Origin of the sequence: Variovorax sp. S12S4 (assembly GCF_023195515.1) — a bacterium.
Classification (GTDB): Bacteria; Pseudomonadota; Gammaproteobacteria; order Burkholderiales; family Burkholderiaceae_C; genus Variovorax.
Map to the genome: position 1 here is coordinate 1,168,637 of NZ_JALPKR020000002.1, position 14,358 is coordinate 1,182,994.

10 protein-coding genes and 1 pseudogene are annotated in these 14,358 nt (G+C 67.7%); 5 read left to right on the forward strand and 6 right to left on the reverse strand.

What is annotated here, in order from left to right; genetic code table 11:
* Positions 1-75: 75 nt before the first annotated feature.
* Together M0765_RS06020 and M0765_RS06025 are read left to right on the forward strand one after the other, a co-directional pair.
* The gene (locus tag M0765_RS06020) at positions 76-1,281 is read left to right on the forward strand and encodes a DUF3108 domain-containing protein (RefSeq protein ID WP_258502559.1); all 1,206 of its coding nucleotides are present in this window, start codon (positions 76-78) and stop codon (positions 1,279-1,281) included.
* Between the two features lie 97 nt (positions 1,282-1,378).
* A complete protein-coding gene (locus M0765_RS06025) occupies positions 1,379-1,690 on the forward strand; it encodes a BTH_I0359 family protein (protein WP_093017097.1) in 312 nt (103 codons plus the stop codon).
* A 68-nt stretch (positions 1,691-1,758) separates the two neighbouring features.
* Here M0765_RS06025 and M0765_RS06030 read toward each other — a convergent pair whose 3' ends face one another.
* Positions 1,759-2,820, reverse strand: coding sequence for an AbrB family transcriptional regulator (locus M0765_RS06030; RefSeq protein ID WP_258502561.1), 1,062 nt, complete (start codon positions 2,818-2,820; stop codon positions 1,759-1,761).
* Positions 2,821-2,881: 61 nt separating this feature from the next.
* Between M0765_RS06030 and M0765_RS06035 the strand changes: the two genes are divergently transcribed.
* Entirely contained in the window at positions 2,882-3,721 is an 840-nt protein-coding gene (locus tag M0765_RS06035; RefSeq protein ID WP_258502562.1) for a ChaN family lipoprotein, read from the forward strand.
* 17 nt (positions 3,722-3,738) lie between these two features.
* Here the strand turns inward: M0765_RS06035 and M0765_RS06040 are convergent, their stop codons facing one another.
* Both M0765_RS06040 and M0765_RS06045 read right to left on the reverse strand, forming a co-directional pair.
* Positions 3,739-5,073 carry an aminotransferase class III-fold pyridoxal phosphate-dependent enzyme gene (locus tag M0765_RS06040; protein ID WP_258508142.1) on the reverse strand — a complete coding sequence of 445 codons (1,335 nt, stop codon included), beginning with the start codon at positions 5,071-5,073 and terminating at the stop codon, positions 3,739-3,741.
* 121 nt (positions 5,074-5,194) lie between these two features.
* Entirely contained in the window at positions 5,195-7,123 is a 1,929-nt protein-coding gene (locus tag M0765_RS06045; protein ID WP_258502563.1) for a YadA-like family protein, read from the reverse strand.
* Between the two features lie 131 nt (positions 7,124-7,254).
* On the opposite strand from M0765_RS06045, the gene M0765_RS06050 reads away from it, so the two are divergent.
* On the forward strand, positions 7,255-8,250 hold the full coding sequence (locus M0765_RS06050; protein ID WP_258502564.1) for a response regulator transcription factor: 996 nt from the start codon (positions 7,255-7,257) through the stop codon (positions 8,248-8,250).
* A gap of 48 nt (positions 8,251-8,298) precedes the next feature.
* The gene (gene purU, locus M0765_RS06055) at positions 8,299-9,144 is read left to right on the forward strand and encodes a formyltetrahydrofolate deformylase (protein ID WP_126748312.1); all 846 of its coding nucleotides are present in this window, start codon (positions 8,299-8,301) and stop codon (positions 9,142-9,144) included.
* 19 nt (positions 9,145-9,163) lie between these two features.
* Here the strand turns inward: purU and M0765_RS06060 are convergent, their stop codons facing one another.
* The 3 genes and pseudogenes from M0765_RS06060 to M0765_RS06070 form a co-directional block, all read right to left on the reverse strand.
* On the reverse strand, positions 9,164-9,541 hold the full coding sequence (locus M0765_RS06060; protein WP_258502565.1) for a hypothetical protein: 378 nt from the start codon (positions 9,539-9,541) through the stop codon (positions 9,164-9,166).
* A gap of 120 nt (positions 9,542-9,661) precedes the next feature.
* The gene (locus tag M0765_RS06065; protein ID WP_258502567.1) at positions 9,662-10,630 is read right to left on the reverse strand and encodes a GDSL-type esterase/lipase family protein; all 969 of its coding nucleotides are present in this window, start codon (positions 10,628-10,630) and stop codon (positions 9,662-9,664) included.
* A gap of 424 nt (positions 10,631-11,054) precedes the next feature.
* Positions 11,055-14,353, reverse strand: a pseudogene (locus M0765_RS06070) (carboxyl transferase domain-containing protein).
* Positions 14,354-14,358 lie beyond the last annotated feature (5 nt).

The window sequence follows — 14,358 nt, forward strand, 5'->3', positions numbered from 1 at the left end:
TAAACTGGGTGAACGGGCGGCAGTGTACCGAGGTGCTCCTTGTGAACCTCGACGCCCGCGCTCACTCCACACCTCATGCCGACGCTTGCCGCCTCCCCGTTTTCGCCCCTTGCGCCCCCGGCACGCCCCTCGTGGCGGGCGCTCGCCGGGCTGACGCTGGCGGTGGGGCTGGTTCACGTTCTGCTGCTGGGGCTGGCGCCCACGGCCATCGGCCCGGATCCCTCGCCTCTTGCGAACAAGTTCACCACCCGGACGATCGTGATCGCGCCGCCCGCACCGGAAAAGCCGGCCGCTGCCGCCGCAGCTGTCGCCCCGGCTGAAGCCAAGCCACCGCCGCCCGTCAAACCGCGTCGGCCGCGCGAGCCTTCCGCGCCCAAGCCGCCGACGGCGCCCGAGCCCATGCCAGTCCCAGCACCCCAGGTTTTCGAAGAGCCTCCGCCGGAAACGCGTGCTCTCACGGCGCAAACCGCTATCGATTCAGGAGCAGCCGCTCCTGAGCCGCCGGCAAGCGCCCCGGCAGGTGCTGCGCTGGGCGGCGCGGGCAGCACAAGCAACGCCGGCATCGGGGACGGAGGAGCCGGAGGCGCCGCGAGCGCAACGGCCGGCAATGTCGTCGGCCCGGAGGCGCTGCGCATTCCCGGCTCGGTCAAGCTCGCCTTCGCGGTCACCGGCCAGCAGGGCTCATCGCCAATGCAAGGCGTTTTCGGCGACCTGGCCTGGCTGCAGGACGGCAGCAGCTACGACGCGCGGCTTTCTCTCAAATTCCTGTTCAGGACAATCCGCAGCCAGCACAGCACCGGCAAGATCGGCCCCACCGGCATCGAACCGGACCGCTTTTCGGAGGCCCGCAAGGGCGAGGTGGCTTCGCACTTCCTGCGCGACCAAGGCCAGGTGATGTTCAGCAACAACGCGCCCAGCGTGCCCCTGCTGCCCGGCGCGCAAGACCGGCTCAGCGTGGTGATGCAGCTCGGTGGCATGCTGGCGGGCGACCCGGGGCGGTATCCGGCCGGGAGCCGCATTTCCATCCAGACGGTCGGGCCGCGCGATGCCGGCGTCTGGGTCTTCAACATCGAAGGCGAAGAGCAAATGACCGTGCCGGCCGGCGACTACGCGGTGCGCAAGCTCACGCGCAGCCCCCGGCGCGAGTTCGACGACAAGATCGAAATCTGGCTCGCGCCGGCCCTTGGGTACCTGCCGGTGCGGATGAAACAGACACAGGCCAACGGCGATTTCGCCGACATGCAGTTGCGCGAATCCCTTCCGGCGGGGCCCTCGAACTAGCGCGAAAGTGGAGGAAACAAGCATAGAAATTAATGCGTTTTCTCTACAAAAAGACAACCGAGCTTGAAACTGGCGCGTTGATTGCTATCTAACCCCCATGAACGCCATCGACATCCTCACAGGCCCCGCAATGAACATGCTCTATGACTCAGAGTCCTTCGTCGTCGTGCACGTGCAGCCGAACGAAAGCGACACACCCGCCCAGCCCAATGTGCCGGTCCTGGAACGCCACGGCTTCGAGATCGTCGACAAGCGCTCGGGCAAAGAGGTCTACCTCGACGGCTCGTGGGCCGAACTGTTCCAGCAGCAAATTGCCGCCTGGCAGCTCAATACGCCCACCCAGGAAGAGGTCGAGGACACGCTCGAAGGCTATGCCGAGCTGGCTCACACGCCGGTGCTGGTGCACTGAGCCCGCCCGCCCCGGATAAAAAAGCGCCTTTCGAGGCGCTTTTTTTGTGCCCACTCAGCCGTGGCCGCTCATTTCCGACCGTAGATCCACCGGTACATCGGCCCCACCAGCAGCAGCACCGCCACCAGCCGGCACACCTGAAACGCCGTGACCACCGGCACCCCCAGCTGCAAGACCTTGGCGGTGATCGACATTTCGGCAATGCCGCCCGGCGAAGTGCCCAGGATCATCGTGGCGGGGTGCAGCCCCGTCGCCCGGGCCAGCAGCCATGCGGCGCCTGCGCACACCACCAGCATGACGACCGTGCCCAGCGCCACCGAACCCAGCCAGCGCGGCGCCGTGTACAAGAACTCGCGGCTGAAGCGCACGCCCAGGCTCACGGCAATCACCAGCTGCGCGGTGTTCGACATCCAGGTGGGCACGGCCGACAGCGCCTGGCCCGCGATGGTGAACCCCATGGCAACCACCAGCGGCCCCATGAACCACGGGTTGGTGCGGCCCAGCGCACGCATCGCAAGGCCGCCGATGCCGGTGGCCAGCGCAAGCAGCAGGAGCCCGCTCGCATTCACCTCGCGCACCATGGGTGGATTGATTTCGAGCCCATGCAACCCGCTCCACTGCATGGCGAACGGAATGGTGATGGTCACCACCACCAGGCGCAGGCTGTGCGCGGCCGCCACCAGATCGGTACGCGCGCCGGCCGATTCGGACAGCAGCGTCATCTCCGACGCGCCGCCGATGGCGCCGGCGAAGTAAGTTGTCGCTCTCATCGATTTCGCCGGTACATGCGGCATTCGCTTGGCGTGCAGCCCATGCAACCAACGCCCGAAGCCCCAGCCGAGCAGCAAGGCCCAGGCAATGGCGAGCGCAATGGCCCACCAGACGCCGGCCACCAGCGCCACCACCTGCGGCGTGAAGTAGAGGCCCAGCGCGGTGCCGATGGTCCATTGCCCGCCGTTGCGCAGCGGCGTGTAGCTCGCGGTGGGGGCGCCGGCAATCGATGCCAGCGACACCGCGAGCAGCGGGCCGATCATCCATGGCAGGGGCGTGTGCAGAGCCAGGCAGACTTCCGCCGCGGCGAGTGCAAGCAACAGCGTGGCCAGCACGCGAACCGGAAAGCGAAGGGACACCACAGGAAAAAAGCGAAATTGGACGGCAAGGCGTGCGGGCGCCAACGCATAGTATGGCGCGATGCAATCCCAACCCTTCCCCGCGCGGGCTCCCCGATTCCTGGTCCCCCTGCTCGCCGCCGTCGTGCTGGCAGGGTGCTCCGCCTTTTCGCCCGGCCCTGATGCGCCCGTGGCAAAGCGCGCCGCGGCGCTGCTGCCGGCGGACGCGCTCATCCTGGGCGAGCAGCACGATGCGGCCGAGCACCACGCCATCGAGCGGGAAACCGTCGAGGCGCTGGCGAGCCAGGGCAAGCTGGCCGCACTGCTGCTCGAAATGGCCGAGGAAGGCAAGAGCACCGCGCGTCTCGACCGCACGGCCACCGAAGCGCAGGTGCAAGCCGCCCTCGGCTGGAACGACAAGGCCTGGCCCTGGCGAAGCTATGGTCCGGCGGTGATGGCCGCCGTGCGCGCCGGCGTGCCCGTCATCGGCGCCAACATGCCGCGCGCGCGAATGAAGAACGCCATGGCCGACGTCTCGCTCGACGTGCAGCTCAACGGCGAGGCCTACACCGCGCAGCAGGACGCCGTGCGCGAGGGCCACTGCAAGCTGCTGCCCGAAGCCCAGATCGTGCCCATGACGCGCATCCAGGTCGGGCGCGACCGCGCCATGGCGCAAGCCATCGTCAAGGCCCGGCAGCCGGGCAAGACGGTGCTGCTGATCAGCGGCGCGGGGCACGCCACCAAGGTGCTGGGGGTGCCGCAGCACCTGCCGACCGATGTTTCGGTCAAGACGGTGCGGCTGCAGGCCGGCGGCGATTCACCCGAGTCGAACGAAGACAACAAGGGCGCCTACGACGCCGTGTGGCGCACGCCCGCCCTGCCGCCCAAAGACTACTGCGCGGGCATGCGGGCACCCGCGTAGCCTGGGCGCCCGGCGGCTCAGGCGAATTTCTTGATCGAATCCGCCAGCGCATTGACCAGCGTGTCGATGTGCTGCTTTTCGACGATGTAGGGCGGCGCAATCACCAGCACGTCGCCCGCGGGCCGCACCAGCGCGCCCTTGTGGAAGCAGTCCAAAAAGATGTCGTAGGCGCGCTTGCCCGGCGTGCCCGCAATCGGCGCAAGCTCCACCGCCGCGGCGAGGCCGAGGCTGCGGATGCCGATCACATTCGGCAGGCCCTTGAATGCGCTGTGGAACGCATCGCCCAGCACCTTGCCCATTTCGCCTGCGCGCGCAAACAGGTTTTCTTCCTTGAACAGGTCGAGCGTGGCAATGGCCGCGGCGCAGGCCACCGGGTGGCCCGAGTAGGTGTAGCCGTGGAAGAACTCCACCACGTGCTCGGGCGCGTCGGTCTTCATCATCGCGTCGTAGAGCTTGTCGCGGCAGATCACGCCGCCGAGCGGAATGACGCCGTTGGTCACGCACTTGGCAAAGTTGAGCATGTCGGGCACCACGCCGAAATAGTCCGACGCGAAGTTGGTGCCCATACGTCCGAAGCCCGTAATGACCTCGTCGAAGATCAGCAGGATGCCGTGCTTGTCGCAGATTTCGCGCAGGCGCTTCAGGTAGCCCTCGGGCGGCAGGTACCAGCCTGCGGAACCTGCCACCGGCTCCACGATGATGGCGGCGATGTTGCTCGGGTCGTGCAGCGGAAGAATGCGCGTCTCGAGCTCGACCAGCGGGTCTTCGGCCCACACCGGCTCTTCATTGTGGATGTAGGCGTGGTTCACCGGATCGTGAATGAAGCGCATGTGGTCCACGCGCGGCAAGAAGGCCGAGCCGAACACCTTGCGGTTGCCCGGAATGCCGCCCACCGACATGCCGCCGAAGCCCACGCCGTGATAGCCCTTCTCGCGGCCGATGAACACGTTGCGGTGCCCCTCGCCGCGCGCACGGTGATAGGCCAGCGCCACCTTCATCGAGGTGTCGGCCGCCTCCGAGCCCGAATTGCAGAACAGCACCTTTTTCAGGTCGCCCGGCGCCAGCGAGGCGATCATCTCCGCCGCCTTGAAAGCCTTGTCGTTGCTGACCTGGAAAGCGGTGGCGTAGTCGAGCGTGTCGAGCTGCTTCTTGATCGCCTCGTTGATCGGCTTGCGGTTGTGGCCCGCGCCCACGCACCACAGCGACGAGATGCCGTCGATCACCTTCTTGCCGTCGTGCGTGGTGAACGTCATGCCGTCGGCCGCCACGAAGACGCGCGGGTCTTTCTGGAAGTGGCGGTTGGGTGTGAAGGGCAACCACTGGTTGCCCATGTTGAAGTCCTGGTAGGCCATGCGTGCTTCCTTCTTGGTCTCGGTGGATGCTGGCCGCCCTTGCGGCGGCCGCCCGTGGCATTCTTGCACTTTTGCCACGGGCCCGCCTCATGGCCTGGCTCTGCCGGCGCTCAGCCCCCGATCACCATTGGTAGCCCGCCTGCAGCCTGCCGCCGAGCTGCGCGCTGTTGCCCGCCGCCGCGCTCAGGCCCGCGCCCACGCTCCAGCGCTCGTCGAGCTGATAGGCAAAGGCCACGCCCAGCGCCGACTGCCCTGCGTAGTGCCCCACCGCCGCGCCCAGCCATTTGCGTCCGGGCGCGAGCATCGGGATCGACGGCATCGCCATGGCCTGCGCCACGCCGCGCGCGGCAAAGTCGCGCGCCTGGCCGTAAGACACGGCCACCGCGCGCTCCATCTGCGCAAGGTTGACCGCATCGCTGGCCGCCACGCCGGGTGCCACGTTGGTGATCTGCCGCTGGTAGCCCGTGGCCGCGTTGCCCACGCTCACGCTGTCGGGCCGGTCGGCCACCGATCCCTGGCCCAGCGCCACCGCATTGCTCGCGCTGGCCGTGCTGCCGTCGCCCAGCGCCATGGCCCCGGCCGCAAGCGCCTTGGCGTTGCGGCCCACGGCAAGCGCACCGTTGCCGGTGGCCTGCGAGCCATTGCCGATCGCCGCCGCACCCGCGCCCTCCGCACGTGCAGCCGCCTGGCCCTGCACCGAGCATTGCAGGGCGCCGCCATTGACGGTGCAGACACCCAACTGGCCATTGACCATGGCCTGTATCTGCACTGCCTGCTGCTCGATCTGCTGTGTGTTCTGCGTGATCTGCTGGGTGTGCTGCGTGATCTGTTGCGCGTGCTCTGCGATCTGTTCGGTGTGCTGAGTGATCTGCTGGGTGTTCTGGGTCACCTGCGTCGTGATCTGCTGCACCTGCGTGCCCTGCTGGCTTGCCAGGTTCAGTGCCTGCTCGGCCGTGCTCCTTACCGCATAGAGCTGGCTTCCGTTGACCGCATCGGTCGAGGTCGCTGTTACCGCGCCGGCGGTAACGCCGCTGATGCGCCCAGCGTTGGTAATACCGCCGCCCAGGTTGTCGATGCTGCCGGAGGTCAGCCGCCCCGCCACCGAAGCATTGCCGTTCACGGAAAGACCGCCGGCGTCGACGTGGCCCGCCGCGCTGATGCCGTCGATGTTGATCAGGCTGCGGCGGTCCGTCGTGCTGCCGAACGAAACGACGTTCTCGCGCCCGCCGTCCGTGCTGCCAGCGCCGATGGCGACCGACCCCGCACCGCTCGAGCTGCTGCCCGTGCCCATTGCCACGCTGTTGAAACCCGATGCGAAGCTTGCCGTTCCGATGGCCAAGGCACCCATGTCGGTCGCCCTTGCGCTGGCGCCAAACGCCAGCGCGAAATCGCTCGTGGCGCGGGCTTCGCGGCCGAGCGCCATTGCGCTGCGTCCCGAGGCGGTAGCCATGTCGCCCAGCGCCGTGCTGCTGTCGCCGCTGGCCTCGCTTTCGCGTCCGAATGCGGCAGATCCGTCACCAGATGCCAGCGCGCGATAGCCCACTGCCGATGCCGCCTCGCCCGTGGCGTTGGCCACGTTGCCCACCGCGGTGGCCGAGCCGCTCGAGGCCACGGTGTTCGAACCTATGGCCGTGGCCGAGTTGGCAGTCGCACTGCTGTTCGAGCCCATTGCGGTGGCGCCGTTGCCGGTCGCGTTGCTGTTCGCGCCGACTGCCGCGGCCGAAACGCCCGCCGCAGTGCTGCCGCGCCCGAGTGCTGTCGCCTGGCCGCCGCTTGCGCTGCTGTCGCGCCCTAGAGCCGTGTTCGCGCTGCTCAGGTCGATGCCGGCCTGCGCGCCCGATCCGCCCGCCATGTTGCTCTGGCAGTCCTGCTGCACGATGTCGCGATGCGCGCTGAAGCCCGAGTACGCGCCCGGGTCGGTGCTGCTGTAGAGCGTGCCGCCGGGGCAGGTGTTGGGGTTGAGCACCTGCGCACCTGCCGGTGCGGCCGCCGCCGCGCAAAAGGCCAATGCAATGCCGGCCCCCAGCCGGCGCCTGCTTCGAAAGCGCATGGTTTCTTCTCCTCGGTCTTGTGTGTGTGAATGCCGCCCGTCCGAAGCCGGAATCGTCCTTCGCGCCCGCCCCCGCCGCCTACCATGGGTTGTGGTAGCCTCCGCCGCCTCGCGATTCGACAAACCGTTCGATGGCGCCCAAGTCCCCGTTCTCTCTCACCGATCCGGACTCCGCGGCACTGGGCCTGCTGCGCCTTGCGCGCACTACTGCCTGCGAGCGCTTTCCGAAGAAACTGCTCGAACGGCTCGTCGGGCTGATGGGCGCCGACCATGGCGCCATCAACATCTGGCATCCGCGCAGCTTCGTGGCCTCGGTAGGCGTTGGCTACGACCTGTCTGGAATGAGCGCCGACTGGTATGCCATCGGCGGCGCCGAGCTCGACTTCACCACCCCCGCCATGCACGCACAGCCCCTGCGGGCGGTGTGCGTGAACGACGACGACCCCCGCTGGAAGCAGAGCCATCCGTCGTGGCGCAGCTTCCAGGCACGCTACGGCATTCACCATCAGCTGGGCGTGTCCATTCCGTTCGAAGGCAGCGAGACCTTCGCGCATTGCTACCTGAACCGCGGGCCCGCATCGCCGCGCTACGGCACAGCCGAGGTCGACGCGCTCACTGCGCTTGCGCCCGGCATCGGCGAGGCCCTGCTCATCAACCGCCTCTACGCCGGTGCGCACCAGGGCCTCGAAGACACCGGCAGCGGAGACCAGCCGCTGGCCGTGACCGACAACGAAGGCTGGATCCTCTTTCCCAATGGCGACTTCTGCCGCGCGTGGCCGCGGCTCGCCGCAATGGCGAAGGTGTCGGAACCGCGCCTGCCCAAGTCATGGCTGGAGGGCGAGCGCGGCGCAATCCGCAAGCTGCATGCGGCCGGATGGCAGTGCGAAGTCACACCCGCACATGGCGGGCTGCGTGTGGCGCTGCGCCGCAATGCGCCAGGCACCGGCGCCATGCTCACGCCGCGGCAAACCGAAATAAGCCGCCTCTATTGCGCCGGCTATTCGGGCAAGGACATTGCCACCCGCCTGTCCGTGTCGCCCGCCACCGTGCGCGTGCACTTGCGTGAAACCTATTCGAAGCTCGGCGTCACGAGCCGCAGCGCATTGCGCAGCGCCCTGGGGCTTTGAACGCGGCCGGCGCCGGGCCTCGGCGCGCGCTGCGACAATCGGGGCCTCATGAGTGCATACATCCTGACCCTTTCCTGCCCGGACCGCGTGGGCATCGTGCATGCCGTTTCGGGCTTTCTGCTCGAGCGCGGCGGCAACATCGAGGAAGCCGCCCAGTACAACGACCACGACACGGGCCTGTTCTTCATGCGCGTGCGCTTTGCCTGCAGCGACCACACCGAGGCGGCGTTGCGCGAACAGCTCGCCACCTTCGGCGCGGGCTTCGGCATGAACCTGCAGCTGCACGCCGCCGCCCAGCCGATGAAGACGGTGATCCTGGTCAGCAAGGAAGGCCACTGCCTGAACGACCTGCTGTTCCGCTGGAAGAGCGGGCTGCTCGCCATCGACGTGCGGGCCATCATCTCGAACCACCGCGACTTCTACCAGCTGGCCGCCAGCTACAACGTGCCGTTCCATCACATTCCCGTGACGGCCGCCACCAAGGCCCAGGGCGAGGCAAAGCAGCTTGAAATCATCGAGGCGGAAGGCGCCGAACTGGTGGTGCTCGCGCGCTACATGCAAATCTTGAGCAACGACCTGTGCAACAGCCTGGCCGGTCGTGCGATCAACATCCACCATTCGTTCCTGCCCAGCTTCAAGGGCGCCAAGCCCTACTACCAGGCGCACGACCGCGGCGTGAAGCTGATCGGCGCCACGGCCCACTACGTGACGGCCGACCTCGACGAAGGCCCGATCATCGAGCAGGACGTGGCGCGCGCCGACCACACCGATACGGTCGAAGACCTCACGGCCCGCGGCCGCGACACCGAAAGCCAGGTGCTGGCCCGCGCGGTGAAGTGGCACAGCGAACACCGCGTGCTGTTGAACGGGCACCGCACGGTCGTGTTCCGCTAGCGGCGCCCCTGCGCCTCAATCAGTTGCGGTTGGGGTTGTTCGGACGACGGTCATGGCGGTTCGGTACGCCGTCGCCGTCACGGTCCCACTGGCCGCGGCGGTATTCCCAGCGGCCGTCGCGTTCGCGCCATTCAGGCGCACGGTAGGCATAGCCAGGGCGGGCACGCACATACATGCCGCGGACCCACACATGGCGTCCACCTCGCCATTCATAGTGCCCCGGGGCCCACACGTAACCACGGCGCGGCGGCGGCGGGCGCTCGTAGCGCGGCGGCGGAGGCGGCACCTCGACGTAGACGCCGGGCTGCGCATGGGCGGCTGTCGGCACCATGAGCGCGCCTCCCGCGGAGAGCAGCGAAGCGGCACCGATCGAAAGCGTGATTGCTAGTTTTTTCATGGGTTGGCCCTCATGAGTTGTTGGAGACTTCATGCTGCCGGGGCCATGTGAACCCCCTGTAAGCCCTACACCGGACTTTGTGTAAACGTGTATCGCGAAAAGTAGTGCTTTGGTTAGCGCTTACTCTTGCAATTCGCGAAGATCCACCGCGGCTGCCATGGCGGCATGGCCCGCTTTGTTGGGATGCAGGTGATCGCCGTTGTCATACAGGGGATTGAGCGCCAGGGGATCGGCGGGGCTGCGAAGCACCGCGTCGAAATCGATCACCGCATCGACGTCCTGCCGGCTGCGGATCCAGCGGTTGACCTCCGCGCGCATCGCCTCGGAAGCGTCGCTCCAGTAGGGCGTGTTCTTGAACGGCGGCACGGTGCCGATCAGCACTTTCACGCCCTTGGCGCGCGCCTGCTTGATCAGCTGCTGCAAGCCTTCGGTGATGCGCTGCGCCGTCGGCACTTCGTGCTCCGGCGTGGGCAGCCGCGCCATGCCGACCAGCACGCTGCGGCCGATGTCGTTGGTGCCCAGCAGCACGACGACATGCGTCACGCCCGTCTGCCCAAGCGCATCGCGCGAAAAGCGGGACAGGCCGCTGGGGCCGATGCCGTCGGTCAGCAGGCGGTTGCCGCCAATGCCCGTATTGATGACGGACACCGGCTGCGTCGCCAAAGGGCTGTTGCGCAAACGCGTGGCAAGCAGATCCGGATACGCGCCCTCGCCCGCCTCGCCGCCGCCGGCGGTGATGGAGTCTCCGAAAGCGACCACCACGCGCACCGGCTGCGTGGTCATGACATCGAGGCCGGTCACGATGTGATTGAGCGGCAGCGGCGCGGCCCCTTGCAATTTGGGCGTGCCGACTGCATTGCCGCCCACCACCCAGCTCGTGTCGGACACCTGTGTGTGAACGGTCGCGTAAGGCACCGTCCGATCGAAGAAGGCGCTCACCGCAACGGCCTGTCCGGCTTCGACTTTCAAGTCGGCACCGTCGCTCCATGCATCGGCGCCCGGCGCAACCACCACGCTGTCGCGGCCGCCGAAGCGCAGCATGCGCAGCGTCGCCGGCGACACCGCGTCCGCGCCGGTGCTGAGCCCCACGCTCGCGGCCGCGATGCGCAGCGGGGCCTTGCCGAACCTGTTGGAAAAGCGGATGCGGATGCGCTCGCCCCCAACGCGGTCTCGAATTGCTGGCGCAGCGTCTGCCCGCGGAACAGGTCACCTCCGGGCTTGGGGGCTGCGGCCTTGGCGAGAGGATTCGCCGTCAGCTCACGAAAGTCCACCGGCGCAACGGCCCAGCTGGTCACCCAATGTGCTTCTACCGGCTGCTTCGGCCTTTCATCCGGCTGAACGGCCTGCACGGCCACAGCAGCGGCCAGCAGCAACAGCCCGACCGCAGTCACGCCATGCCGCAAAACACCTTGGCAAAGAACAGAAAGCCAATGCGAACCCAGTTTCATGCGCGCAAAGCGACTCAGTTTACGGAGCCTCCTTGCCCTCTCGTGTGACGAGGTCTAGTGCATCGTTACCAAGTGTCTACATACGGCGAGGCAGCTTCGACCGACCGGCCGGCCGATGCAAGTCCACGCACCAGCCAGGTGCGCGTTTCGGCAGGATCGATTACCGCGTCGATCTCCAGCGTTTGCGCCATGTGAATCGCTTCGCCGTTGGCGTACTGCTGCGCGACGAGCTTCTTGAACAGTGCATCGCGCTCGGCACCTTCGGGCACCGCGGCCAACTCCTTGCGGTAGCCCAGCCGCACCGCGCCTTCGAGCCCCATGGCGCCGAACTCGCCCGTGGGCCATGCCACCGTGAACACCGGGGCGTCGAAGCCGCCGGCCGTCATCGCCTGCGCGCCCAGGCCATAGCCCTTGCGCAGCACCACGGCAAAGAACGGCACGCGCAGGTGTGACGCCACCATGAACATGCGGCACACGTGGCGCACCTGCGCCTGCGCCTCGATCTCCGGTCCGACCATGAAGCCGGGCGTGTCGCACAGCGAGACGATCGGCAGCCCGTGTGCGTTGCACAGCTGCATGAAGCGCGCGGATTTGTCGGCCGCCTCCACGTCGATGGCGCCGCCCAGGTGATGCGGATTGCTGGCCATCAGCCCCACCGGCTTGCCCTCGATGCGCGCCAGCGCGGTAACGATGCCCGCGCCGAAACCGGCACGCAGCTCGAGCAGCGAGCCGGTGTCGGCCACGCCGCGCATGGCGGCGCGCACGTCGTACACGCGCAGCCGGTTCTCGGGCACCACATGGCGCAGCGCGCGTTGGTCGGCGCAATGCCAGTCGGCCACGGGGCCCTGGAAGTACGAGAGGTATTGCTTGGCCGCAGCCACCGCGGCAGCTTCGTCCTCGACCAGAATGTCGATCACGCCGTTGCGCGACTGCACGCTGCTCGGGCCGATCTGCTCCGGCGCAAAGCTGCCGAGCCCGCCGCCCTCGATCATTGCGGGGCCGCTCATGCCGATGTTGCTTGCCTTGGTGGCAATGATCACGTCGGCGCAACCCAGCAGAGCCGCATTGCCCGCAAAGCAGCGGCCATGCACGATGCCCACCACCGGCACCTTGCCCGACAGCGCCGCAAACTGGCTGAAGGTGTGGTTGTTAAGGCCCGCGACGATCGGCATGTCGGTATCGCCCGGCCGCCCGCCGCCGCCTTCTGCGAACAGCACCACCGGCAGCTTCAGCTGGTGCGCCACCGCCAGCAGCCGGTCTGTCTTGTGATGGTTGCGCATGCCTTGCGTGCCGGCCAGCACCGTGTAGTCGTAGGCCAGCACGGCGCAACGCGACTTCTCGGGGCCGAACAGCTTCGCGTTGACGCTGCCAAGCCCCGTCACCATGCCGTCTGCGGGCGTGTTGGCGATCAGGTCTTCGAGCGTGCGGCGCCGCGTTTGCGCGGCAATGGCGAGCGCACCGTATTCGATGAAGTTGCCCGGATCGGATGCGATCTCACACAGGTCGGCGATGTTCTCGCGCGCGGTGCGCCCGCCCTGCGCATGCCGCCTGGCCACGGCGGCCTCGCGGTTGGCGTCGAGTGTGTAGGCATGCCGGTCGATCACCTTCTGCAGATCAGGGCGGATCGCGTCGAGATCCTGCCCGGCGTGAGCCTCGGCCTCGACCGCCTGCGCATCGACAGGCTCCAGCCGTACCAGCGACTGGCCTTCGACCAAGTAGTCGCCCGGTTCGGCCAGCAAGGCGATCACCCTGCCCGCAGCGGGCGCATGCAGCAAGTGCTCCATCTTCATGGCTTCGAGCACACCCAGCTGAGCACCCGCGGGCAGCACATCGCCCAGCGCGACTTCGAACTGCACCAGCTTCGCGGGCATGGGCGCCTTGACCGTCAGCCCGTCTTCGTCCTCCGAAGAACTTGCCGGCGCCGTGTTTCCTGCTTCCGATGCGTTCTTTCTCGGGCTCTTCTTCTCGAACGCAACCGCCGAGGCGAGCAGGTCGCCAAGGTGCGCTTCCACGAAGCGGGTGTGCACCGCCTGGCTAGCGAACTCGGGCCGTGCCGCAATGGCGCGCAGCAATGCAAGGTTGGTGGCAATGCCATCGATATGGCATTCGTCCAGCGCGCGAAGCGAACGGCGCAACGCATCGGCGAAGTGCGGCGACGGCGAATGCACGATCAGCTTGGCAAGCAGCGTGTCGTAGTGCGGCGATGGGGCAAGGCCTGCGTAGCCGTGCGTGTCGATGCGCACGCCCGGCCCGGCCGGCAGGTCGAATCGCGCGAGCGTGCCGCCGGATGGCCGAGCGTTGCCGTGCGCATCGAGCGTCTCCGCGTTGATGCGCCATTGCACCGCAAAGCCGCGCTGCGGCGCGGTGCGGTCCGCATCAATGCCCAACGCGTTCAGCGGCTGGCCCGCGGCCACCGCAATCTGCAGCTGCACCAGGTCGAGCCCGCTCACGGCCTCGGTCACCGTGTGCTCCACCTGCAGCCGGGGGTTGGCTTCGATGAAGACGAAGGGCAGCGTGGCCGATTCCGTATCGACCAGAAACTCGAAGGTGCCCAGGCTGCGGTAGTTCACGGCCTTGGCCATGCGCAGCGCCGCATGCGTGACCTGCGCGCGCAGCGAATCGGGCAACGAAGGGCTGGGTGCAATTTCCACCAGCTTCTGGAAGCGCCGCTGCAAAGTGCACTCGCGCTCGCCGAGGCTTGCCACGGCCTGCCCGTCGCCCAGCACCTGCACTTCGATATGGCGGGCGTTGCGCATCAGGCGCTCCACATACACGCCCTCCACGCCGAACGCCGCCTTGGCCTCCGACATGCAGCGTGCATGTGCCTCGGCCAATTCTTCGGCATGGAGCACGGCGCGCATGCCGCGCCCGCCGCCGCCTCCGATGGCCTTGATCATCACGCCCGCGCCTTGCGCCTGCTGCTCGGCAAAAAGGCCTGCGCCTGCGCGAGCGTTACCGCGCCGGTGCTGCCCGGCATCACGGGCACGTCGCATTGCGTGGCGAGCGCACGCGCACGCGCCTTGTCGCCGAACAGCGCCAGCTGCTCGGGCGCCGGGCCGATAAAGACCAGCCCGGCGTCTGCGCAGGCCTGCGCGAAGTCGGCGCGCTCGCTCAGAAAGCCGTAGCCGGGGTGCACCCCATTGCAGCCCTGCGCTCGTGCAGCAGCGATCAGCGCGCCGATGTCGAGGTACGCCGATGGGCCGGTTGCGTCAAGTGCGACGGCGGCATCGGCCAACTGCACGTGCAGCGCCGATGCATCGTCGCGCGCATGCACCGCCACGCTGGCAATGCCCAGGTCGCGCAGTGCGCGCACCAGCCTCACGGCAATCTCGCCGCGGTTGGCAATCAGGATCTTGGTGAACAAGAGAG